This window comes from Sphingosinicella xenopeptidilytica (assembly GCF_042676985.1).
Classification (GTDB): domain Bacteria; phylum Pseudomonadota; class Alphaproteobacteria; order Sphingomonadales; family Sphingomonadaceae; genus Sphingosinicella; species Sphingosinicella xenopeptidilytica.
Genome location: NZ_JBHTIK010000011.1, coordinates 195,739 through 217,822, shown reverse-complemented (window position 1 = coordinate 217,822; position 22,084 = coordinate 195,739). Strand labels below are relative to the sequence as shown.

General features: G+C 54.4%; 18 protein-coding genes. 5 read left to right on the top strand and 13 right to left on the bottom strand.

The genetic code is table 11. The features are described from left to right. Positions 1–24: 24 nt before the first annotated feature. Both ACFQ00_RS15505 and ACFQ00_RS15500 read right to left on the bottom strand, forming a co-directional pair. Positions 25–816: an alpha/beta fold hydrolase gene (locus ACFQ00_RS15505; protein ID WP_381492738.1), complete on the bottom strand. Its 792-nt coding sequence runs from the start codon at positions 814–816 to the stop codon at positions 25–27. Positions 817–826: 10 nt separating this feature from the next. Further along, complete coding sequence (locus tag ACFQ00_RS15500) at positions 827–1,576, bottom strand: maleate cis-trans isomerase family protein (RefSeq protein WP_381492736.1); 750 nt, start codon at positions 1,574–1,576, stop codon at positions 827–829. Positions 1,577–1,756: 180 nt separating this feature from the next. Between ACFQ00_RS15500 and ACFQ00_RS15495 the strand changes: the two genes are divergently transcribed. Together ACFQ00_RS15495 and ACFQ00_RS15490 are read left to right on the top strand one after the other, a co-directional pair. Next, complete coding sequence (locus ACFQ00_RS15495) at positions 1,757–2,524, top strand: SDR family NAD(P)-dependent oxidoreductase (RefSeq protein WP_381492733.1); 768 nt, start codon at positions 1,757–1,759, stop codon at positions 2,522–2,524. A 275-nt stretch (positions 2,525–2,799) separates the two neighbouring features. Beyond that, positions 2,800–4,167, top strand: a complete 1,368-nt coding sequence (locus ACFQ00_RS15490) for an aminotransferase (RefSeq protein ID WP_381492730.1) — start codon at positions 2,800–2,802, stop codon at positions 4,165–4,167. A gap of 10 nt (positions 4,168–4,177) precedes the next feature. On the opposite strand, the gene ACFQ00_RS15485 is transcribed toward ACFQ00_RS15490, so the two are convergent. The 6 genes from ACFQ00_RS15485 to ACFQ00_RS15460 all read right to left on the bottom strand — a co-directional run bounded on the left by ACFQ00_RS15485 (position 4,178) and on the right by ACFQ00_RS15460 (position 12,104). Beyond that, positions 4,178–4,786, bottom strand: coding sequence for a helix-turn-helix transcriptional regulator (locus ACFQ00_RS15485; RefSeq protein WP_381492728.1), 609 nt, complete (start codon positions 4,784–4,786; stop codon positions 4,178–4,180). Positions 4,787–4,973: 187 nt separating this feature from the next. Further along, entirely contained in the window at positions 4,974–5,348 is a 375-nt protein-coding gene (locus tag ACFQ00_RS15480; RefSeq protein WP_381492726.1) for a c-type cytochrome, read from the bottom strand. A gap of 18 nt (positions 5,349–5,366) precedes the next feature. Further along, a complete protein-coding gene (locus tag ACFQ00_RS15475; RefSeq protein WP_381492724.1) occupies positions 5,367–6,740 on the bottom strand; it encodes a uracil-xanthine permease family protein in 1,374 nt (457 codons plus the stop codon). A 66-nt stretch (positions 6,741–6,806) separates the two neighbouring features. Next, positions 6,807–7,757, bottom strand: a complete 951-nt coding sequence (locus ACFQ00_RS15470) for an alpha/beta hydrolase (RefSeq protein ID WP_381492722.1) — start codon at positions 7,755–7,757, stop codon at positions 6,807–6,809. Between the two features lie 33 nt (positions 7,758–7,790). Continuing rightward, positions 7,791–9,794: a flavin-containing monooxygenase gene (locus ACFQ00_RS15465; protein ID WP_381492719.1), complete on the bottom strand. Its 2,004-nt coding sequence runs from the start codon at positions 9,792–9,794 to the stop codon at positions 7,791–7,793. Positions 9,795–9,842: 48 nt separating this feature from the next. Then, a complete protein-coding gene (locus ACFQ00_RS15460) occupies positions 9,843–12,104 on the bottom strand; it encodes a TonB-dependent receptor (RefSeq protein ID WP_381492716.1) in 2,262 nt (753 codons plus the stop codon). Between the two features lie 408 nt (positions 12,105–12,512). Between ACFQ00_RS15460 and ACFQ00_RS15455 the strand changes: the two genes are divergently transcribed. After that, positions 12,513–13,220: a TetR/AcrR family transcriptional regulator gene (locus tag ACFQ00_RS15455; RefSeq protein WP_381492714.1), complete on the top strand. Its 708-nt coding sequence runs from the start codon at positions 12,513–12,515 to the stop codon at positions 13,218–13,220. Positions 13,221–13,245: 25 nt separating this feature from the next. Here the strand turns inward: ACFQ00_RS15455 and ACFQ00_RS15450 are convergent, their stop codons facing one another. Next, the gene (locus ACFQ00_RS15450; RefSeq protein ID WP_381492711.1) at positions 13,246–13,959 is read right to left on the bottom strand and encodes a helix-turn-helix transcriptional regulator; all 714 of its coding nucleotides are present in this window, start codon (positions 13,957–13,959) and stop codon (positions 13,246–13,248) included. A gap of 287 nt (positions 13,960–14,246) precedes the next feature. Between ACFQ00_RS15450 and ACFQ00_RS15445 the strand changes: the two genes are divergently transcribed. After that, positions 14,247–15,140: a phytanoyl-CoA dioxygenase family protein gene (locus ACFQ00_RS15445; RefSeq protein WP_381492708.1), complete on the top strand. Its 894-nt coding sequence runs from the start codon at positions 14,247–14,249 to the stop codon at positions 15,138–15,140. Continuing rightward, entirely contained in the window at positions 15,137–15,568 is a 432-nt protein-coding gene (locus ACFQ00_RS15440) for a RidA family protein (protein ID WP_381492705.1), read from the top strand. Before ACFQ00_RS15445 ends, ACFQ00_RS15440 begins: the two co-directional genes overlap by 4 nt. A 102-nt stretch (positions 15,569–15,670) precedes the next feature. Here the strand turns inward: ACFQ00_RS15440 and ACFQ00_RS15435 are convergent, their stop codons facing one another. From ACFQ00_RS15435 to ACFQ00_RS15420, 4 genes are all read right to left on the bottom strand, one after another. Beyond that, on the bottom strand, positions 15,671–16,897 hold the full coding sequence (locus ACFQ00_RS15435; protein WP_381492703.1) for a CaiB/BaiF CoA transferase family protein: 1,227 nt from the start codon (positions 16,895–16,897) through the stop codon (positions 15,671–15,673). Positions 16,898–17,293: 396 nt separating this feature from the next. Next, entirely contained in the window at positions 17,294–18,544 is a 1,251-nt protein-coding gene (locus ACFQ00_RS15430) for a cytochrome P450 (protein WP_381492700.1), read from the bottom strand. A gap of 48 nt (positions 18,545–18,592) precedes the next feature. Next, the gene (locus tag ACFQ00_RS15425) at positions 18,593–19,762 is read right to left on the bottom strand and encodes an epoxide hydrolase family protein (RefSeq protein ID WP_381492697.1); all 1,170 of its coding nucleotides are present in this window, start codon (positions 19,760–19,762) and stop codon (positions 18,593–18,595) included. Positions 19,763–20,899: 1,137 nt separating this feature from the next. After that, entirely contained in the window at positions 20,900–22,066 is a 1,167-nt protein-coding gene (locus ACFQ00_RS15420; RefSeq protein ID WP_381492694.1) for an MFS transporter, read from the bottom strand. Positions 22,067–22,084 lie beyond the last annotated feature (18 nt).

Sequence of the window (22,084 nt, the reverse complement as noted above, 5' to 3'; positions counted from 1 at the left end):
CGTCAGCTGAAGCGAGGCCTCGCGTCATCCTGTGAATCTCTTCACCTGCGCAAGAAAATCAGGGAGATTATCCCATGGAATCATATGACCGGCATTGGCGATGCGACACCATTCCATGGACGGGCAAAGTGATCTGATCTCCGTGAGATCGCCGTCGGCAATCACGCCGCCGTTCTCTGCCGCCATCAACAGAGACGGCACGCCCAACACCGCGACATCCTGATGAATATCATCATCGTGAAAGCCGTCGAAAGACGCCCGCACAGCTGGCTCGTAACACGTATGGAGCCATTCGGCGCGCAGACGCACATGCTCCTCGGACCAGGTCGGGGTAAATTGCCGAAGCTCGTCAGCGCTCGCACCGCGGACGGCGAGTGCGATCGAGGCAGTATACCATTCGAGAGCCATGGGATAGCGCCGCCGGCCCGGCCCTGAAACCGGGGGGTCAACCAGTATCAGCCGATCAAAGCCACCGCTACGCGCCGCGCGCAGGAGATGACGTGCGCCCATCGAATGCCCAAGACCTGTTACGCCATAAAGACCGAGCGCCTCCACGAACGCGGCAAGGTCGGCTGCACAAGAATCGAGGCTGTAATCCAAATCAGGGCCACTCGACGACAACCCACGCCCACGCACATCGAGGATATAGACATCGTAATCGGCACTCAGGGCCTCGCCAACAAATCCCCAAGTTATGGCTGGGCTGGTAATTCCGGGCACCACTACCACCACCGGTCCACGACCGCCATAACGAAGATAATGCTGACGAATGCCGTTCGCTGCGACATTGGCGCCGTAGAGAAAATTTCCGCTCATTTCATGGCTCTCAATATGCACCGGACAGAAGCGCCCCCGCCCCAGGCACGATCCGTTCCAGACCGAGCCGCTCGAGCATTGCATAGGTTGTGGCTACTGCAGCCGTGATGACTGGCTTGCGCGTCAGCGCCTCTACCTGACTGATGACCGGCAGTGACGGCATCTGCACGCACGCCGAAAGAACGATGGCATCACAATCAGAAAAGTTCATGCCCGCGACAATGCCAGGCAATCGCTTGGGATCGTGCGCGCCAACGTCGAGATTGTTGGAGATTTCCAGCGAAACCCGATCGACGACCTGAAGCCCTTCATTCTCGAGATAGCTGACGACCATATCGGTTAGCGGCTTCATGTAAGGCGTAAGGACTGCAATACGCTTCGCGCCCATGACCTTGACACCATCCACCAGGGCGCCGGCGCTGTTTACGACATGAGTCTCGGCACCCTCGGCCTTGACAACACTCGTCAGGCGCTCCTGCGAAGCCCTGTGATAACCATGACCCATGCTCATGATCGCGACAAGGCAAGCATAACCGATCACGTCGACACGAGCATCGCCGAGTTCGCGCGCGCACCGATCCGACTCGGCATCCATCGCAGCAAGCTCTTCCTTGTTTACGTGCTTCATTCGCATGCGGCTTGAATGGAAGGTAAACCGCTCCGGTCTCACCATCTCCCGAGCGCGCAACATGCCCGGAATCTCAGTTTCCATGGTGGTGTTCGAACTTGGGACGATCTGCCCTATCCGATAGCGTTTCAATTGATTTCCCCGCTGACCGCGACACTCTTGCTATATATTGTTTGGTCGATTATACAATATTGCGCAAACGTTTTTTACACACCCCATGAGGGGGCGGCCGTTCACAGCATCGGAGGCGGCGCTCGCTCCTCACGGGTTGCGTTTGTATGGCAGCCGAAACTGATGGAGGGGAATTCGGGCATGGGTCAGCTATCCGGTAAAGTTGCTCTTGTAACGGGGGCGGGTCAGGGTCTTGGTGAGGCAATTGCGGCCCTTTTCGCAGCCGAAGGTGCGACCGTCGTTCTCAGCGATCTGACGACGCAGCGGTGCGAGTCCGGAGTCGAGGCAATCCGCAAACAAGGTGGAAAGGCTGTCGCTTACGGCCTGGATGTCACGTCGGAAACCCAATGGAATGACACCATCGCTTTGATTGAGAAGGAGTATGGCAGGCTCGACGTTCTAGTGAACAATGCCGGCATGTCGTTCAGCGCCTCAATTGAAGACACCAGTTTCGAAAACTGGAAGCTTATGCAGGCCGTCAACCTGGACAGCGTTTTCCTAGGCTGCAAAGCTGGTATTTCACTAATGAAGCGAACCGGTGGCTCTATCGTCAACCTGTCATCGGTATGGGGCTTGGTCGGGCAGGGTGAGATGACTGCCTATAACGCCAGCAAGGCCGGCGTTTGGCTACTGACGAAATCGGTCGCGATCCATTGCGGTGCGAAGCGCTACAATATCCGTGTCAACTCGATCCATCCCGGCTTCATCGAAACGCCGATGCTGTGGAATTTTCTCGACAATTCCGGTGATCCGGAGGGTATGCGCAAGGCTGCTGTAGATTTGCATCCCATAGGTAATCTGGGAACCCCGGATGATATCGCTCAGGGCGCCCTGTATCTGGCCTCGGATGCTTCGAAGTTTGTCACGGGCACCGAGCTTGTGATTGATGGCGGTTATACTGCCTGGTAGGCTTTACCCTATAGACTGGATCGTCATTCGCGAAGATGGCGAGCAACAGTGTTAACTTCAGCGCTTCCGATGCCAATGCACCTTCAGCACGTCGTGCTGGAAGCGCTGAAGCCTGCCCCGTTGTATCCGCGGAATGCGATCTCCGACACATGGGCCACAAACAGTTTCATTGAGACAGTGGTCAGTTGACCAACGAAAGTTGGTTGCACGGCCAGTTTTTATCCCGATGCTTTCATAGAAAGCATGTTCGACGAGATTTGATTCGGGAGACCGCGATGTTCCGCAACCGATCCACGCAGCAATGGCAGGATGCCGACAATACCAATTATCTGCACCCTTTTACCGATTACAAGTCGATGCGCGAAACCCCCGCACGCGTCGTCGCGCGTGCAGAAGGCGTCTACATGTGGGACGTCGATGGCAATCGCGTGATTGACAGCATGGCAGGCCTTGGCTGTGTCGCGATTGGCTATGGTAACAAAAAACTAGCGGCCGTCGCCGCAGCGCAGCTTGAGAAGCTATCCTATTGCCACTCCTTCTTTCGGACAACCAATCGCGAGGCAATCGAGCTGTCCGAAAAGCTGGTTGCCATCTCACCGCCGGGCATGAGCCACGTGTTCTTCACAACGTCAGGATCGGAAGCGAACGAAACGGCAATCAGGCTTGCGCGCCGCTACTGGGATCTGCGTGGTTGTCCCGAGCGCAAGGTCATCATCGGCCGCGACAATGGCTATCATGGATCGACCATGGCCACTGCCAGTCTGTCAGGCATCAATACCATGCATGGTGCAGGCGGGGATCTCCCCCTCCCCGGCTTTGCACATATCGGTTGTCCTGATCACTTCCTGTTCGGAGCCGGTGAAAGCAGCGAGGCCTTCGGGCTTCGCGCAGCCGGCTGGCTGGAAGATAAAATCCTCGAACTGGGTCCCGATAAAGTGGCGGCCTTTGTCGGGGAACCGATCCAGGGTGCTGGCGGTGCAATTCTGCCACCCGAAAGCTACTGGCCGGAAATCTCCAGGATCTGCCGCAAATACGATGTCCTTCTCGTCAGCGATGAGGTGCTCACCGGATTCGGCAGGACCGGGCATCAGTGGGGAATGCAAGGCTATGGCGCGATCCCTGACATTCTCACTTGCGCAAAGGCGCTGACATCGGCCTATGTGCCGCTTTCTGCTACGATCATCAGTCAGTCGGTCGCTGACGTGCTGATCGAGCAGGGTGGCGAGTGGTATCACGGCTTCACCTATTCGGGTTTTCCGATGGCTTGTGCGGTGGCACTGGCCAACCTGGCTATCATTGAAGATGAGGACATGATCGGCCGCATCAGCCGTGATATCGGCCCTTATTTCGAAAGCAGGATTCAGGAGCTGAACACTCTTCCCATCGTCGTCGACACTCAGGCTCGCGGGCTGTTTGCGGGTATCAAGCTTGGCCGCAATGCGACAACGAGGACACTGTTCGACGAGGAGCTAGGCGTCGGCCCCTGGTGTATGCAATGGGCACTTGACAATGGTCTGGCCCTGCGTGCGATGGGCGATACGATGATGCTATTGCCCCCTCTAGTTGTCACACGAGAGCAAATCGATGAGATTGTTGACATAAGCCGTGCAACATTTGAAGCGGCGTGGCGGCACTTTTCCTGACCGCACCTGCTCAGCGGAGCAGCGCCTGATATAACAGGGCCACTGCCGCAGTACGGTTCTCAACGCCCATCTTGTTGAAGATAGAAAAAATATAGGATTTCACCGTCGATAGCTTCAGTTCAAGCAAGTCCACGATTTCATGATTGCTCGCTCCCGCCATCATCGCCCGCACCACCGATACTTCACTGACAGTCAGGCCATAGCGATGCGAGAAGTGCTGCAGCTTGATCTCTCGCAATCTGTCGTGCGCCTGAAGCACGCAGTCAAAATGGTGGTGGATATTGTCCCAGCAATTTTGATCGATAAGAAATTCCTGACAGCCCATCGTACGAAACAATGCAAGGCCGGCGGCAGGGCGCTCCCCGTACCAAAAAACCATATCGAGTTCGTCATGAATCTGAAAGCGGGTAAGATAGGCCAGATAAGCCGGGTGGAGCTCTTTGATCATCCGTACGTCTTGGCGCAACGACCGGACCTCCGAGCGAGCTTCTGAAAGACTCAGCAGGTTCAGCGGATCATGGGTGCCGACATGCTCATCGTAAAACGGCAAAAGACCTTGTGACATTGCCAGAGATCTGGGCGCTTCGAGCCTATTATTCTCTCCGAACCAGAACAGCATTGCAAATGACGCTCCAAATTCGGATAGGCATAGTGCGAGTATACTGTCTGCGAGAGTTTCCGAACTGGCGACACAATCAGGTCTCACGGAGCACCCCTGCGCTCAAACAAGAAATTTGGACTTACAGCCAACACTACGCTAGCGGGCCGCTGGCATTTTTCTCCACTGCGCCACCAACACCCATCGGCTACTTACTAAGGGACGCGAGGTAAGCGATTATGTTCGCTCGGGTCTGCATATTGGTGACTTTACCAATCGTCATCTTGGTGCCGGGAATCGTCTTGATCGGGTCGGCTAGGAAGCGATCAAGATTTTCCGGACTCCATACCATTCCCGACTCTTGCAGACCTTTCGAATAGGTCAGGTATTCACGTTCGCTGCCTGCCCTCCGGCCAACGACACCGCTCAAACTGGGGCCAAGCTTCTTGGGGCCACCGGCTTGCACGCTGTGGCATGAACTGCAAACGGAGAATTGCTGCTTTCCCCTCTCAGGATCTCCAGCAGCAAAACTCGGTGCCGTCGAGAACAACAGCATTGTAATGATCAAAGGACGGGCCAGCATGATGAGCCTCCGGACAGTTTACTCCACGGTGCCTTGTATCGTTTGATCGCCCATTTCTTGGGCAGCGCTGTTGGCTTTGCGCTCAAGACAAGGGCGGATCAGGACATTCACGACCACCTGAAGAACCATGAGCAGTATGATTCCAACGAGGATCGGCTGAGTGAAGAGCCCCTGAACGATTGGATCCTTCCCTGAGAAGAGGGCGGCAGGCAAGGCAGCGCAACCCAGGCTGACGATAAAGGACACTGCCGCCACCATGAGGTTGAGTTCGTCCCAGACAACATCCCGCATCATCTGGATACCTGAGATCGCAATGATACCAAAGAGTATCGTCGATGCTGCCGCCAGAACAGTACTCGGCAGACTGGCGATCAGGATACCAAACATCGGTATCAGGCCAACAATGATAGCGCATATCCCGGCCGTCATTGTCACCCAGCGACTTCCAACACCGGATACGCGGATAATGCCGACATTCTCAGCATAGGAGGTCGTACCGAGACCGCCAAACAACGCACCAATGGCACAGCCTACAAATTCGCCAAACAGGCCGCGACCAATACGGCCCCTTGACAAGGACTGACCGCCCCATCGCGCGAGAAGCGAATACATGCCCATCGCTTCTGAACCTGCCTGAACATACGCCAAGAGCATCAAGCCTACCAGCGGCCAAGCAACGCCAAGTCCAAAGGGAGCCGGTTGAACGATCTGGAGAAGAGGAGTTTCTCGGATCGGAGTCAGATCAATACCCGCAACGAAGATATGCAAGATGCTGCCGACGACGATGCCAATCAACAGCGCACCCCGCCTGACGACCGTGTTGCCACCGAAAATAATGCTGATAAGCACCACGATCGCGCAGGTAAGTGCGGAAATGAATCCGATGCCTCCAGAACCATCGCCGTCAAACCAGTTGGGCAAGCCGATTCCCGCCAGCTGGCCACCGATGATCACCAGCAGCGTTCCGAATACCACCGGGGCCGAGACAAAGGGTGCCAATCGCGGAAGCAATGCCCAGCCGCGGATCGGGAGCGAGAGAAGTGCGAAAATCACGCCTGCCACCGCCATTGAACCGAAAGCAGCACCCAGCCCATAACTATGTGCGCCGGCAACAAGAACAACGAAAAATACTGCCGTGGGCCCCTGTACGACGGGCAAACGCAGCATCCTGCCGGATTGTAATATCGTCACGAGACCAGTTGTCAGGAAGCACGCCTGAATGATGGTGCCGACCTCCACCGTCGACAGATTTAGAGCTTGGCCGATGAGCACTGGGAAAATCCAGATACCGGTCAGAGCGAGAAGATGCTGGAATGCAAACAACATCAATTGTCTAGGCGGGAGCTTTTGTTCGATATCAATCGCAAACGCGCCATCGGACTCAACGTGCATACCGCTGCCCCTTTTTGTACACCCTACCGGAGCGGAATCCGGATCTGGTGCATTGACTAGTACCGCTCAGAGCGACAGGGACTGACGCAACAATCCGCCAATCTCTAAGATAGCATCATGCGCCTCGAGAATATGACGATCCATCGTAAGAAAAGCATGGATTTGCCCCGGATAGAGCTTCGTCGTGACCGTTACGCCGGCATCGGCGAGACGGTCCCGATACTCCATTCCTTCACTCAACAACGGATCGAATCCACAAAGGACCATGATCGCAGGTGGCAATCCGGTCAAATCTTGTTCCAACAGCGGCGATACGCGAGGATCGGCGGGATCTGCTCCGGCCAGATAGAGATCAATCATCCAGCGCAACATCTTTGCAGTAACAAAATAGCCGTCCGAAGGTTGTCTCTGGCCGTCCGCCCTCGACAAATCGGTAACTGGATAAAGAAGCAACTGACACCTTATTCGAGTTGCTCCCAGTCGGCCTTCCGTTTGTGCCACCACCGCCGCAAGCGTACCGCCCGCAGATTCGCCGCCAACGGCAATGCGGCGCTCATCCAGTCCCAACTGCGTGGCATTGGTACAGATATAGTCAAACGCAGCCGAGGCATCATCGACCGCAGCAGGGTAAGGCGCTTCGGGAGCATGGCCATACTGAACCGAGAGGATCACAACTCCGCTGGCATTGCAGAGCTTTCTGCACAGCGGGTCCTGGCTATCGAGATCTCCGAGAACCCATCCGCCACCGTGGAAGTATACAAGACCAGGCATCATTTCGGGCGCAGTGCCTACAGGGCGATAAATCCTCATTTCGAGACTGCGCCCCTGATGTTCGACGCAGATATCCTCGACTGAACTTACCTGTTCTTGATCGCGGGCAAAGAAATCCCGCCCGGCCGCGAAAAAGGCCCGTGCATCCGCTGGAAGCATTTCTTCAAGCGAGGGGCCACCAGCGTTTGCCAACAAATCAAGCAATGCACGTGTATCGGCATTCAACGTATGCTCTGCCGGCTTCATGAACCCCTCCAACCGATCGCTCCCAGCATCGAATCAGTATGTCAGTTCATAATCTGACAGGTCGACCTGATGAGTGCGCCACCAAAGTTCATATGATGAAAAAGGGAAGTTCTGCGTGGATCGCCCCTTCGAGTTCTTGTACCAGCTGCTTACATCCGAAAAGCCCCACGTGCGAAGTGCTCCAGCCTCATCTATGCGATCTGAATAGGTTTCGAACACATCCTGCTTTACTGAGAGTGATCGGAAACCCTGCAGCGTCATTTGATGAACAGCGTCTAGAACATACTTCACCGAAAATTCGGTCCACATGATCGCGCTGCCGCCATGCACAGCCTGATTGGTGTTCGGGCCATAGAGAATGAACAAGTTTGGGAAATGAGGAACTGTCATGCCAAGATAGGCGCGCGCATCATCTCCATCCCAAACTGCATGAAGATCGCGGCTGTCCTCTCCCAAGACCTTCATGGGCATAAGGAAACGAGAAGCATGAAAGCCCGTCGCGTAAATGATGACGTCATAATCTTCACGGCTACCATCCGTGAACACTATACCGCCTTCCTCGATCTCTTGAATCGGCGTCCTGTTTACGACCACGTTGTCGCGCTTCAGAGTTTCAATGAATGATCCGTTGTCTCGCGTAATTCGCTTGGCAGCGAAAGGCGAGGAAGGGATCAGCAGGTCACGCAGGTCGGGTCGGTCGGCAATCCTCTCTTCGATCCACGCCGTGATGACGGCGCGAACCTGATCGTTCAGTGCCGAAACCGAACGCTCAGTCGGCGGATAATCGGGGTCCACTACCACCCAGTCAAGCATGCCATAGGCTCCGGGCAGCGCGAGGGTCGCTCGAAGCCATAAGGCATAGCTCGGTATATTCTGCAGCGCCCACTTCATGCCTTCGCTGACATGTTCATGAATCAGCGGGGTCGGCACCAGCCAGGGCATGCTGCGACAAAGGACGGTCACCCTTTCGGCAACTTTAGCAACCTGCGGAATAATCTGGATTGCGCTGGCACCAATGCCGATCACTGCGACACGCTTGCCCGTAAGATCGACATTATGATCCCAGCGAGCCGAATGGAACGCCGGTCCGGCGAAGAGCTCGCGTCCCTTAATGTTGGGCAGGGATGGGCGATTGAGCTGTCCCACAGCACTGGTGACAAACTCGCTCTCGATTAATTGAATGGTGTCGCCCTGCCGATATTCGACTTTCCATTTTGCAGCCTGTTCGTCCCACACGCACGCCGTGACTTCCGCGTTCAGAACAATATTCTCGTACAAACCGGTCTCTTCGGCGATACGAGCAAAATACTTCCGAAGGTCGGGCGCCTGAGAGTAATACTCCTCCCAGATGTTGCGTGCGAATGCATAGCTGTAAAAGAAGCTGTTTGCATCCACCCGGCAGCCTGGATAATCGTTTTCGAACCAGGTTCCGCCAACACCGGGATTTTTCTCGATGATCGTGAAGGGAACACCAGCCTGCTTCAAGCGATAGCCGAGTAGAAGCCCGGACTCGCCGGCTCCGATGATCAGTACATGCGGTGCTACGGCGCCACTCTTGGAATCCAGCTTCCAACGGGGCTCTCGTGGATCATGCTTGTCGCAAACAAGCTCCTCGATCAGCATACCGGTATAACCTTCGTGAACCTCCGGCATCATCCATTGGCAGAAAGCTCGGACTTCGTCGTAACTACGCTGCGATGGCACAGGCTTCCCGGACCGCACGAATTCAATCAACTTCTCCGCACAGAAATCACGGATTTTGTCTTCTTCATCCTGCGGCAATCCGCTGATTGGGTTTCCATAATAAAATGCAGGCTTCCATTCCTTGCGAAGCACAGAAGGGTCACGGGTCAGATGCGCCACAGTTGGCAGCAATGCCACGGTATCTGCTCCCTGAAGATATCGGCGCAGTTCAGAAGTATCCTCGGGAAGCCATGAAGAATGCGAGCCGTTGGAATCCTGCACCGAACGCATCGAAACCATATTGCACTCCTTAATTTGCGGCTGCCGCGCCATGGCTTGGCGCGGCAGCTTCAATTACGTTCCAGAGCCTGATCTGCCAGCTGGAACGGATAATGAAAGACCCTAGAACCTGATCGTTCCTTCAACACCAAATTGACGACGAGAACCTCGGTTGTTCATCGAAACTCCGACAGCATTCACATAATCGAAGCTCGACACGAAGTATTTCTTTCCAAGAATGTTCTTGCCCCAAAGTGCTATACTGAACTTATCCATATCGTAGGAAAGTCGACCATTGGCGAGCCAGTAACCTGCTTGTGACAACTCGCGCTTGTTAAGAGGCACATAGTACGTCCGGCTACGGTAAACAGCATCAAGTCGCAGGTTAACGATCCCGGCACCGGTTTCCAGCATCTGCCAATCAACCGCGACATTGGTATTGAACTTGTTCGCACCAACCAGCTGTTTCCCGGATACGTCACCGGTCAGGGGGTCGCCAGGCGTGACATCCGCCTCCAGGAACTTCGGATCCAACCAACCAGCACTTGCGGTCAACAATACACTGTCAATCGGACGAAGCCTCGCTTCCGCTTCTACGCCCCAAATACGTGACTTTGGCGCATTGTTGAGAAAAATCAGGGCGCCCTGCGTGACCTGGAACTGCTGATCCTTATAGTCGTTGCGAAATGCCGCGAGATTCAGCGTGAGCACTCTGTCCGGCGTCTGATACTTGACGCCCACTTCGTAAGCATCAACCGTTTCCGGATCAATAATACTCGCTTCGTCCGGGATGTTGAAACCCGATGCATTTACTGCACCCATGCGGTATCCCTGCTTGAACGAAGCATAGATCATCGCATCACCGATCGTATAGTCGGCGCCGAACTCGAAACTCGTGTTATTAAATTTTCTGATCCGATCAATATTTGTGAACGTCGGCACCAGGAAACGCCAGCCGGCCTCCGTGACCACCCCGCCGGCGGGCGACGCTTCCACGCCTCCAATCATCGCGGAGTAGTTGAGCGCGGACACCTTGTCGTGGCTGTATCGAAAACCGGCAGAAACGTTAAAGTTGTCGGTTACCTCGTAAACACCACGGACATAGCCAGCGTAGCTTTTCCGCTTCTGATCAAACGAGTTGCCGAGCGTGATACCATAAAGCGTAGGACCGGTGTAAGGCACACCGAATGCGTTGGGATCGAAGGTAATACCGAGCGCAGGTTCGGCGTTAAACGCGAAGTCGTTAAAGACGAGCATCTTGTCTGAGCTGAAAAATGCGCCGGCAGTGACCTTCAGGCGATCGATATCTGCATTGAATCGCACCTCCTGCACAAACTGACGAATGTCGTCAGTGGCAATGACGATGTGATCGGTATGAACTTCCAGGCCATCGTAGTCGCCGCCATCGAACTGGTCGCCGCGATCATAGGTCGTGATCGAGGTCAACGTGAGCGTATCACTCAGATTCCAGTTCAGATTCAAGTTGAGGCCGGTGTCGCGAATACGGCGATCGGGCGTATAGTTTTGACGCTGTTCGTAAAAGCCCAGACCGTCACGGTTTGCAATTGCCGACAATGTTGGCGAGATGATCTTTGCAAACGGTCCGGAACCCGTACCGCCAACACGTGCATGAAAAACACGAAGAGTGGCGTCAAAATCCTCGGAAGGCTTGAAGAACACGCTAGCCCGAACACCAAGCGCGTCAGTCTGGTCGAGACGAGGCGCGCGCGGCACCAGATTCTTTACCAGACCATCATCCTTGATCATCTGAAACGCCAGCCTCACGGCTAGCACATCGTCAATCAGCGTGGTCTGAGCAGCGCCCCTAGCCTCGACGCGATTGAACGAACCATAGCCCAGCGTTAAAGACCCTTCATCCTCAAACGTCGGCCTGCGCGTGATAACATTGACGGCACCGCCCGTTGCGTTCTTCCCGTACAAAGTCCCCTGAGGACCGCGCAGAACTTCCACACGCTCAATATCATAAAGTTGCACGGCTTCCAAAGCGGACATGCCACGAATTCCGTCATCGACGAAGAGTGCGACTGGACGACTTTGGTGCGGACTGTAATCGTTCGCCGTAATGCCCCGCATGATGAAAACCGGGCTACTGCCCTCGCCTATTGGCGAGTAAGAGTTGAGGTTCGGAACGATGCGCGGAAGATCATTTCCACTCGACACGCTTGCCCTGAGAAGGCTCTCCGCCCCGAATGCCGTGATCGCCGCCGGAACGTCCTGAACTGTTTCAGTACGACGCTGCGCCGTGACAACGATGTCGGCGTCAATGATCCCTGTTTCCGTCGTCTGTGCAAACGCTGGAACGGCGAACTGCAACACAGCCATGGCAGTGCAGGTCTTGAGCACGATGGAGTACCTGATATTCATTTCACCCCCTTCTGGTCATATCGACCACCCTCTAACATCCATTTTTTGCGTGTTGGACCGGCCCCACAACCGACTCCATGAATGCTATTAATTATACGTGTGAACATTATTGTCAACGCCCCTTTGCAAATGCGGTTAAAAACTGCAATAACTCCTAAGGATCGGCAGTTTTCGGTCCATTACAGGAGGCGGTCAGCCGTGGCCCCGACTACAGAATGGCGAAGCGGCTACGAACAGGCGCGTGCCTGGAACCGAGGCTTTGCGATTGATTATTGATGACACGATCATCGGTGCCGGAGGCAGTTTCAACCATGCAACAATCCTTTTTAGTGCTGGCGCACGGTATCGGACCTGACTACACACGCAGGCGATTTTTGATTTATTCGGGAGTTCAAGAAGTGGTCGGACATGGCTACTAAGATGGAGAAGCCATCATACCGACTGAAACGCTCGGTGCGTGGCCCCGGTCGACCTCAGCGCGACCTCAACATAGATGCGACTATTCTTGACGTCTCTGAACGGTTGTTTGCAAAAAAAGGCTATAGCGGGACATCAATGCGGGAGATCGCCGAAAATGCTTCGGTGAATCAGGGTCTCATAACTTATTATTTTGGATCTAAAGAAGGCCTATTCGAGGCAGTCTTCAAACGTCGCGGCATGGAATTGGCAGAGAAGCGACATAAGCTGCTCGACGAACTGCTGAGCAGGAAGGCAAGGCCCAGCGTTCAGGACTTGATCCGCGCCTTTATACAACCTCAGTTCGAGTTCAAGAAAAGCGGGCCGGCTGGTCTCGCTTTCGTTCGAATTCAGGCACGCCTACACCATGAACCTGACGAACTGGCGTTCAGACTTCGTCGCGAAGTTTATGATTCATCAGCGAAGCGCTATATCAAGGCTCTCTGCGATGCCCTTCCCAAAGTCCCGTCCGTTGATGTCCATTATCGCATGATGTTCATTGTTGGCACTTACCTCTATATGCTTGCCGATGTGTCCCGCCTCGATGACCTTTCTGACGGACAGTATAATACTGACGACAATGATGAGGTCCTCGAACGAATGATCCAGTTTCTCACGGCAGGCCTGATGGCACCTAAAACGGCAATCTCCGCGGACTGACCTGCTCGGCCCAATAAACAACACCTCAGTTCCGCGCATCCATGCGGATGGCGTGGCATCGAGCCATAATACCGTAGCGACTACTGACACCAAGCTTGTCGAGTAGGCGGACGATGTGCGTTTTTACCGTGCCGGTCTTGATACATAGGATTTCTGCTATATCGCTGTTGGATGCACCATCACTGACCAGCATTGCGACTTCGGTTTCGCGTTTGCTCAGACCGTATTGACCCTTTAACGCGCTAGACAACACCAAGCTTTGCACGCGCGGATGAAAGCGCATGTTGAACTCGACATAGCTTTGAAGATTCAACCAGAATTCGTCGTCCTCAATGAATGCCGGATCGACAGGACGACGATGGATGGCAATGCTTGCCACCGGCACCGCGCCAACACAAACGAGCATGTCGAGTTCATCTTCAATGCCATAATGGGCGAGGTGGCTGCGATAACGAATCTGGGCGGGACTATCCTGTGGAACCACATCGCTGCCCAGAGCCACAAAACACCTATTGTATCCCAACGTATTGGAGATGCTCAACGGATCGAACTGGCTAACCCCTGCAAAATAATCCTGCATTAACTGATCCGGAAGTCCCAAACTGAGATACTCTGAGAAACCGACATCACTGGCATCTATCCAGACAAGCGTGGAAAAGGAAACCCGCAGGCATCGTTGTACGAAAGACAGAGTCCTGATGCTGATCGGATCAGCCGATGCTCCGAGAGCGTCCGTCATGCCCGCTTTCCGCAAACCTTCTCGCCTTCCCTCCTGCAATTCGAATAATTGCATCATATTTCTGATCATACTCAAGTCAAACTCTGCAAGTCTTTGACTTCATTTCGCGAACGGCCTCGCCTCAATAGCCAGTAATGTCGAGATGGCTGGGCACCGAACGCGGGTAGACTCCTCATCTCTGTTCCACACCTACTCTATCCAAAGATGGATTGCCTACCCGACAATCCGGTCGGAAACACGATATTGCCAGCCACGTAGCGTGCGCTGCTTCTGCCGGGAGGTTGACCGTGGAAACCATTCGCCTGAAGAATGACTGTGGTGCTGACGCTGTTGTCGAACGCCTGCGCGAGCATGGCTACGTTATCGTTGACAATCTGGTCACTAATGACCTCATGGACCGGATCGGCGCGGAGATGGCGCCGTATGTCGAGCGGTGTGGACAGGGACGCGACAGTTTTTTCGGCTTTCATACTAAGCGAACGGGGGCGATGATTGCCCGATCGCCAGCATCGCACGAACTGGTGATGAATCCTCTGGCACTTGAGACCGCCCAAAAATTCCTCGACAAGGCTACGAGCTTTCGCCTGAACTTAACTCAGGTGATGACGATCCTGCCTGGCGGTGAACCGCAGAAACTTCACTGCGATGAGATCGCCTGGGACTTTTTTCCTTTCCCGCTCGACTACAATGTACAGCTTAATATGATCTGGGCGATGACGGACTTCACCGATGTTAATGGAGCGACCCGTATCGTGCCAGGCACGCACAAGTTTCACGCCGATCCGGATCACTATGGGGAAGCAGACATGGTGTGTGCTGAAATGCCTCGTGGTTCAGCGCTATTCTACACCGGCAAGGTGCTCCACGCCGCTGGTTGCAATCGCAGCGACCAACACCGCCAAGGAATCAATATCACATATTCTGTCGGCTGGGTCTGCCAGGAAGAGAACCAGTATCTGTCCACCCCTCTTGAGGTCGCACGCACCCTGCCCGATGATCTGCTCAGGGTGATGGGCTATCAATTGTCCTGTTACGCGATGGGCTATGTCGCCGATTCGCGGGACCCCATGACCGTGCTGCGAGATATGCCCGAAAACGAAGTGTTCGGGCTCGATCTCATGAAGAAGACCGCCGGAGTACAGGATGGTGTCAAGACATTCATGGCAGACCTCAAGGGATGAGCAGCAGCATCACACGCACCGTTCCCGAGGTTGGCTATCTCGACCGCGAGATACACGAGACCTTTGGTTTCGCCCAGATGGTTCGGACCGGCCCATTCGTGCATATCTCCGGCATCGCACCGGTTACTGGATCACTGACAACGCTCCGCCTTGTGGGCAACACGGCCACCGAGCAACTGCAGTTCATCCTTGATATCATGCGCAAGTTGCTTGCATCGGAAGGACTGAAGCCTGACTCCCTGGCCTCGTGGACAATTTACTGCATCGATACGCCCGCGGTTCTCGAAGCGATGCCGTCAGTCAGAGATTTCGTCGGCGATCATTGGCCGGCAAGCACTCTGCTCGGCGTGACTTCTCTGTTTGTGCCCGGTCAGCTTGTCGAGATTTCCGCGCTGGCTTATGATGCAGGCTTCCCGGCGACGAGATAGACACGTCGGCACACAAGGATAGCCCGACCCCGGTATCAGAAGCTTTCATCACCGTAGTGAAAGATCCCTCCGGCTGCAGGTCATGTCGATGTCCAGTGGCAATCACAGTACGCCATCCCGTTTCAACTCTTCAATCTCGACCGGATCGAGACCCAGCACTTCGGTCAAAACCTCCCGACTATGTTCACCAAGATCGGGGCCGGCCCACCGCACAGCCCCCGGCGATTCAGGAATATGCGGCACCACACCCGCCTGAAGCACTTTTCCAAAATGCCGATCAGGCACGTCTCGCACCATGCCGCGCGCAAGATATTGCGGATCGGACGCGCAGTCGGCAGCGGTATAGACCTTGGAGTTGGGGATATCGTTCTCATCCAGACGCGTGGTTAAATCGTCGGCGGAAAACTCTCGCGTCCATTCACCGATCAACCGATCGAGAAACTCGACATTGGCAACGCGTTCCGGGTTGCTTGAATAGCCAGGCGCTCCAATCAACTCGGGATGACCAGTCAGTGCCATCAACTTGGCGAATAGCGGCTCCGAATTGGCCGCAATCAAAACCCACTCGCCATCAGCCGTTGGATAGGCATTAGACGGTGCCGCAGTGGAAATACCGCCGCCGCCCGGCTGTTTGATCTTGCCCAACGCTCCATACTCTGGGAGCATACCTTCCATCATGCTCAGCATACTCTCGGTCAGTGCGACATCAATCGTCCGCGCCTGACCATCACCCCCGGCACGATCACGCTGCCACAGCGCCGTCATAAGCCCGAAAGCCGCATAGAGACCTGCGATCGAATCCCCGATGCTGACGCCAACGCGTACGGGTGGCAGATCGATCATGCCGGGCGCATGGTTGGTCAGATAGCGCAATCCTCCGATTGCCTCGCCGATCACGCCGAAGGCGGCTCGGTGTGCTCCTGGCCCATCCTGACCATAGCCCGAAATATGCGCGACAATTAAATCGGGTCGCGCCTTGCGCAATACATCAGGGCCCAATCCCATTCGCGTAAGTTGGCCAGGGCGGAAATTCTCCACAACGACATCACATTCAGCGGCCAACCTCAGGACAATCTCACGCCCCTTTTCCGATTTCAGGTCTATCACAACACTGCGCTTGTTTCGGCCATGCATCGACCACCACAATGATCGTCCCTCAACCATCTCACCCCATTGCCGAACGGGGTCTCCGGCAGGAGGCTCGATCTTGATAACGTCGGCGCCAAGATCGGCGAGCAATCGCGTACAGAAAGGTGCAGCGACAAAATGGCCGATTTCCAAGACACGCAGGCCGGAAAGAACCGACTTCAAGCTGATTTTCGAAGGCATTCAGTCTCCAAATGATCAAATTTTCGCACTGGGATCTGATACGCCGACCGTCTGTGCTATTTCAGGCGAAGGCAATTTGCCCGCTCCGCGGAAAGGCATGAAGCAGATGCTAGAGGATCTGGCGGACTGCTGATCGGGACAACGAAGATCCGAGAAAGCCATCCGTTCATGTAAGGGGTTTCGGAAGACCGTATCATTTCTCAAATTCTAGTACCGCCATCTCAAAAATGGCTTTTTTCATAGAACCAGCACCGCAACGTTGTTGTTCGCATATGCAAAAGAGATCGTTGACCAGGGCCTATTGCAAATCCATGATGGATACTGTGCAGGCGGACCGTGCCGACATCGTCCGGCCAGAAGCGGCTGCCGATGCCATCGGCAGCCGCTTATCGGGAATCACCAACATACCTTCACGGAATGGAGCGCCGGACCGATGATATTCTGTGAGTAGGTCAACCCTTGACTGGGATCGCTTAGACCAAACTGTGGGACGCGGTCAAGGAATACATCCAGTGCCTTTCTGATCTCAAGCCGTGCGAGCGCTGCTCCAATGCACATTCTCGCACCGCTGCCAAAAGCAAAATGCTTACGCGCATTCGCCCGCTCCGGATCAAAGATCTCAGGATCAGTGAACGTCTCCTCATCACGGGATGCCGACGATATATGGACATAAAGCGTGGCCCCCGCCGGGATGGAAATGCCCGACAATTCAACCGGCTCATAAATTTTCCGAACGACGCCTCGAAGCGGTCCTCGAGCCCTGAGCAATTCCTCAATGAAGGACGCGCGTAGAGCTTCCTCATTTCGCAATCGCTTCTGTAGATCCTGATCCACAGCCAAAGAATACATCATCATCCCGATGCTGTTGGCCGTAGTATCCGTTGCGGCCACGACCAAGCCGAGGATATTGGTGACCAATTCACGATAGGAGAGCTGCGCTCCCTTCTCCTGCGCCTCGATCAACTTTGAAACGATATCGTTTCCAGGATCCGCCCGTCGCGCGTCGATGAGCCTGATCGCAAACTCTTCGAAATCGGCGAACCCCTGCCAGCAAATGTCGGCATGTTCATGAGTAAGCTGATCGGAACCGCTCAATTCAAACCAGTTTTCGCTCCATTCCCTGAATTTTGCCGCATCAGTTTCAGACGCATCCAGAAGTCGTGCAATCGTTGAGACAGATATGCACCAGCTGAACGACTCGATGATATCCACCTCCCGGTCGTCGATGAAACCGTCTACGAGCTCGTTGAGCCAATCGTTCAGCCAAGCATCGATGCCATTGATTGCGCGCGTCAGTTCATTGAAGAGAACTTTTTTGACACGCATATGATCGGCACCATCGAGACGGTTCAGCAATCCGTCCATCGGAATATGCCAATCTTCTCCTTTGCGTTTCACCACCTCAGGCGTACGCGGCATTCGCGGTTCATGCATCTCTGCGTTCGAATAGGTCTTCAGATCGCGATAGATCGTCTGAACATCCTTGAATCGGGTAACGACCCAAAGATCGTATTCCGGCATGTAGAATACTGGCTTTTCTTTACGAGCTTCAGCAAGAATCGGGAATGGGTTTACTACCTGCTCAGGATCCAACGGATCGAATTTTGGAAAATGAGGACATTCAGAAGCTTCAATCACTTGCACCATTCAAACCTCCCAATTTATTGCCTGATGTTTCGCTAGAGACTTCACCCCTTAGAGATTTCCCATATCTACACTTTTGAAGGATTCCCTCATGTCCGCCACAAAGACATCGGGCCGTTCCCATGCCGCGAAATGCCCGCCCCGGTCGTGCCGGACGAACCGGTAGAGATTGGGGAAAGCCTCGCGCGTCCAACTCTCTGGAAGTCGGTATATCTCGTGCGGAAAAACACTGATCGCCGCCGGCACATTCACTTTTCCGGCCGAAAAGACATTGCCCGAGTGTTCCCAGTAGATTCGCGCTGATGAAGCTCCGGTTGCGGTGAGCCAGTACAACATAATGTTGTCGAGCATCCCGTCACGGCTGAGAACATCCTCCGGATCATCGGAATTATCGGTCCAGCCGTGATATTTTTCGTAGATCCAGGCTGCCAGACCAACAGGAGAATCGACCAACGAATAGCCGATCGTCTGCGGTTTGGTCATTTGCACCAGGTAATAGGCATTCCCCGATTTCAGGAAATGATCGAGATCGCCCAGCGCCTGCCGCTCTTCGTCAGACAGCCCCTCCGTCGGAACGGGATCTGGAAGGACGAAAGCCCAATTGAGGTGGATGGCTTTCAATTCTGGGGGTTCCAGTTGCCCCAATCTGGTCGTCACGCATGCACCCCAGTCCCCACCCTGAGCTGCGAAAGCGTTGTATCCGAGACGGCGCATCAACTCCAGCCAAGCACGCGCAATCCGCTTATCGTTCCAACCGGTGTCCCTCGGGATTCCTGAGAAGCCGAAACCCGGCAAGGTCGGCAAAATCAAGTGGAACGCATCGGCGCTGCTTCCGCCATGCGCAACAGGATCGACAAGCGGCTCAATGATTTTCAGGAATTCGATCACCGAACCCGGCCAGCCATGAGTGATCAGCAAGGGCCGGGCATGCGCGTGCCGAGAGCGAATATGGAAGAAGTGGATGTCTACGCCGTCGATCTCGGTAAGAAACTGCGGATAGGTGTTGAGAACGCGCTCCACACGGCGCCAGTCGTATTCTCCGGCCCAATAGTCGACAAGTTTTCTAAATTTGGTTCGCTTGACGCCCTGACTCCAGTCAGCAACCGTCTCTTCGTCAGGCCAGCGCGCCATGGCAAGGCGGGCGCGGAGATCAATCAACTGCCGATCCGCGATGCGAATCTCGAATGGCCGGACAAGAGGTATCCCGTGCTTTTCTGCCATGCTTCGACCCTGCTTGCGGTTGGGACATTAGGATCACGATATAATGCAAAAGGCAGCGCGTCCATTAATAATTATACCATGAAATAATTAATGGACGTACATCCATCAATCCCAATGTCGCCAAAAACCCAAGCGCCTCGCCCTGCCCGAAAATCCTGTTAGCCGCACCTCATACCCCTGCATCAGGTCGTTAACTGGACACCGTCACCCGGGGAACGGAAGGCGGAGATATCCTGGCGTTTCACTGGCTCCCGTAACATCCACCCTTCGACGCCCACTCAGCGAAGCCACACAATGTGTTGACTTTTTAAATTCATCATACATATAAATAATATATAGATTCATATGCTCGTGGAAAAATCTGTGAGTACAGACCATGTGTTTTCTGCCCTTTTAGGCGGCGCCGGACTCTTCGGCGGCTCCAACATTCCTCGCGGCTAGGGCGATGGTTATGAACGGCAGCGGGCTTCTTGGACGGGCACTTCACGACGTGCATATGCTGGGGGTGAATATGATTTCATCAGATTGAGCTTCGTATATTACTTGTATCGAACAAATTATACGCAATTCATCAGCCTTAGGGCAGGAATTTATACGCAGGAAAAGTTGCCTATGCCGAGAAATAACCTTCCCAGACTTGCTAAATTACCTGGTGATTTTGTGGAGGAATTGAAACGCCATCGTCAATCTCAAAAAAGTACACCCATGATGATTGATCTTGGCATTAGTTATAATACGTGGCGCAAGATTTGCGACGGCCATCTCATTAGAGAATCTGTTGCAAAACGCCTTCTCGAGCGTTTTCGGATTCCCGAGAACGTATAAAGATTGATGTTATATCCAGCCTTGCCACGACAGCAGCGCATTGATTGGATACCGGCAGCTCACTCATCTGCGCCCTCTTCGCGGAGTGTTTATTACGCTCTCCTCCGGGCACGCCCTCAGACCAGCACTAGCGCTCAGCTGTACAAGCCGGCCCTGGCGATTAAGTCGATGGCGTCGGTCTCACAAGTTCTCGATCGCCGCGCTGCCCAGTGCCGAACCGAATAATCGGTCTGAGCGATGTCGCTGCATCAGATGTAAGAGCGCTGATCTCCCGGTCTAGAGGATCGCTCGTCCAGGATTTCGACATCGCCTCTACATTTCACGATCGTGGAGCATCTCCATCCGGAGAGCAGTGATCGCCCCCAGAAGACACATACTGAAGGCCAATGCACCAAGTTGCACCGATGTTAGATGAGCATTCAACATCGAGAAAAGCGCCGGCCCCGCGGCATAAGGAAAAAAGAAAAGTCCCTGCACGATCACTGCATAGTCGCCGGTGCGATCCATGGCCGCCGCAGCACCGAAAATATAACAAATGACTGCCATCAAGATCAGACCGAAAAAGCCGCAACAGAATATAAAAATGATAGTGTTTGAGACGGTCATGACTGCCAGGCATGAAACTGCTGCGAGGCCCGCGCAGCCCGCGAGAGAAAATCGCGGGCTGTAGATGAAGCCAATTCGCCCTATCAGGAAGCTGGCGAATGCACCTCCCAATGTCGCTATCGTGAGGCTCAGGCCAGATTCGAAGACGCTCAGGCCGATTAACTCCCCCCGCCAGGAGACCAGAGCCCAGATTCCACTTTGCCCCACAATAGTCAGACAGAAAAACACAACGAACAAGATGGGCCGCTTCGATCGAGGCTGATCATCTCTCTTATGACGAAAATCTCCGCCACCCGTGTCAGGCAGAATACGGAGAATGAGGCCGACGCACGCCACCCAGAAGAGCGCTTGGATGCCATAAACTGCAACTTTTCCGAGTTTTTCCGTGAGATATTCGAGCGCGAATAGCATCGCTGCCGTGGTAATTGTCATGGCGCCGTAGACACTGCCATAAGCCCTTTCCGCCTTCTCTGAACTCGCTATGAGGCGGTTCATCAAGGCAAGCGTGATGCCAATCCCCGCTCCCGAGACGCCTCGACCAAGATAAAAGAACGGCAGAGAAGCCGCGAGCGCTGATGCCAGATTACCGAAAGCGCTCAGCAATGCGCCTAAACAGCCAAGAAGTCGCGGGTCGAGCGCACGTGTCCAGGTAACGAGCGCACAAAGCAAAACCGCGACGGCCATCGAGGCAATCGTCAGGCCGCTTGCCACACCGAATGCTATACTCGATATGAGCGGATCGCTGATCGAGACCTCTATTGGTGGCGTGTAGGTTGGTAGCATCGCACAAAACATGACGAAGCCTACCGGTACCAGGCCGAGGCCTGCATATTTGCCAGCCATATCTGATTGTTCCTCATCGCGGCCGACCATGATAGTCGGCCGCGACAA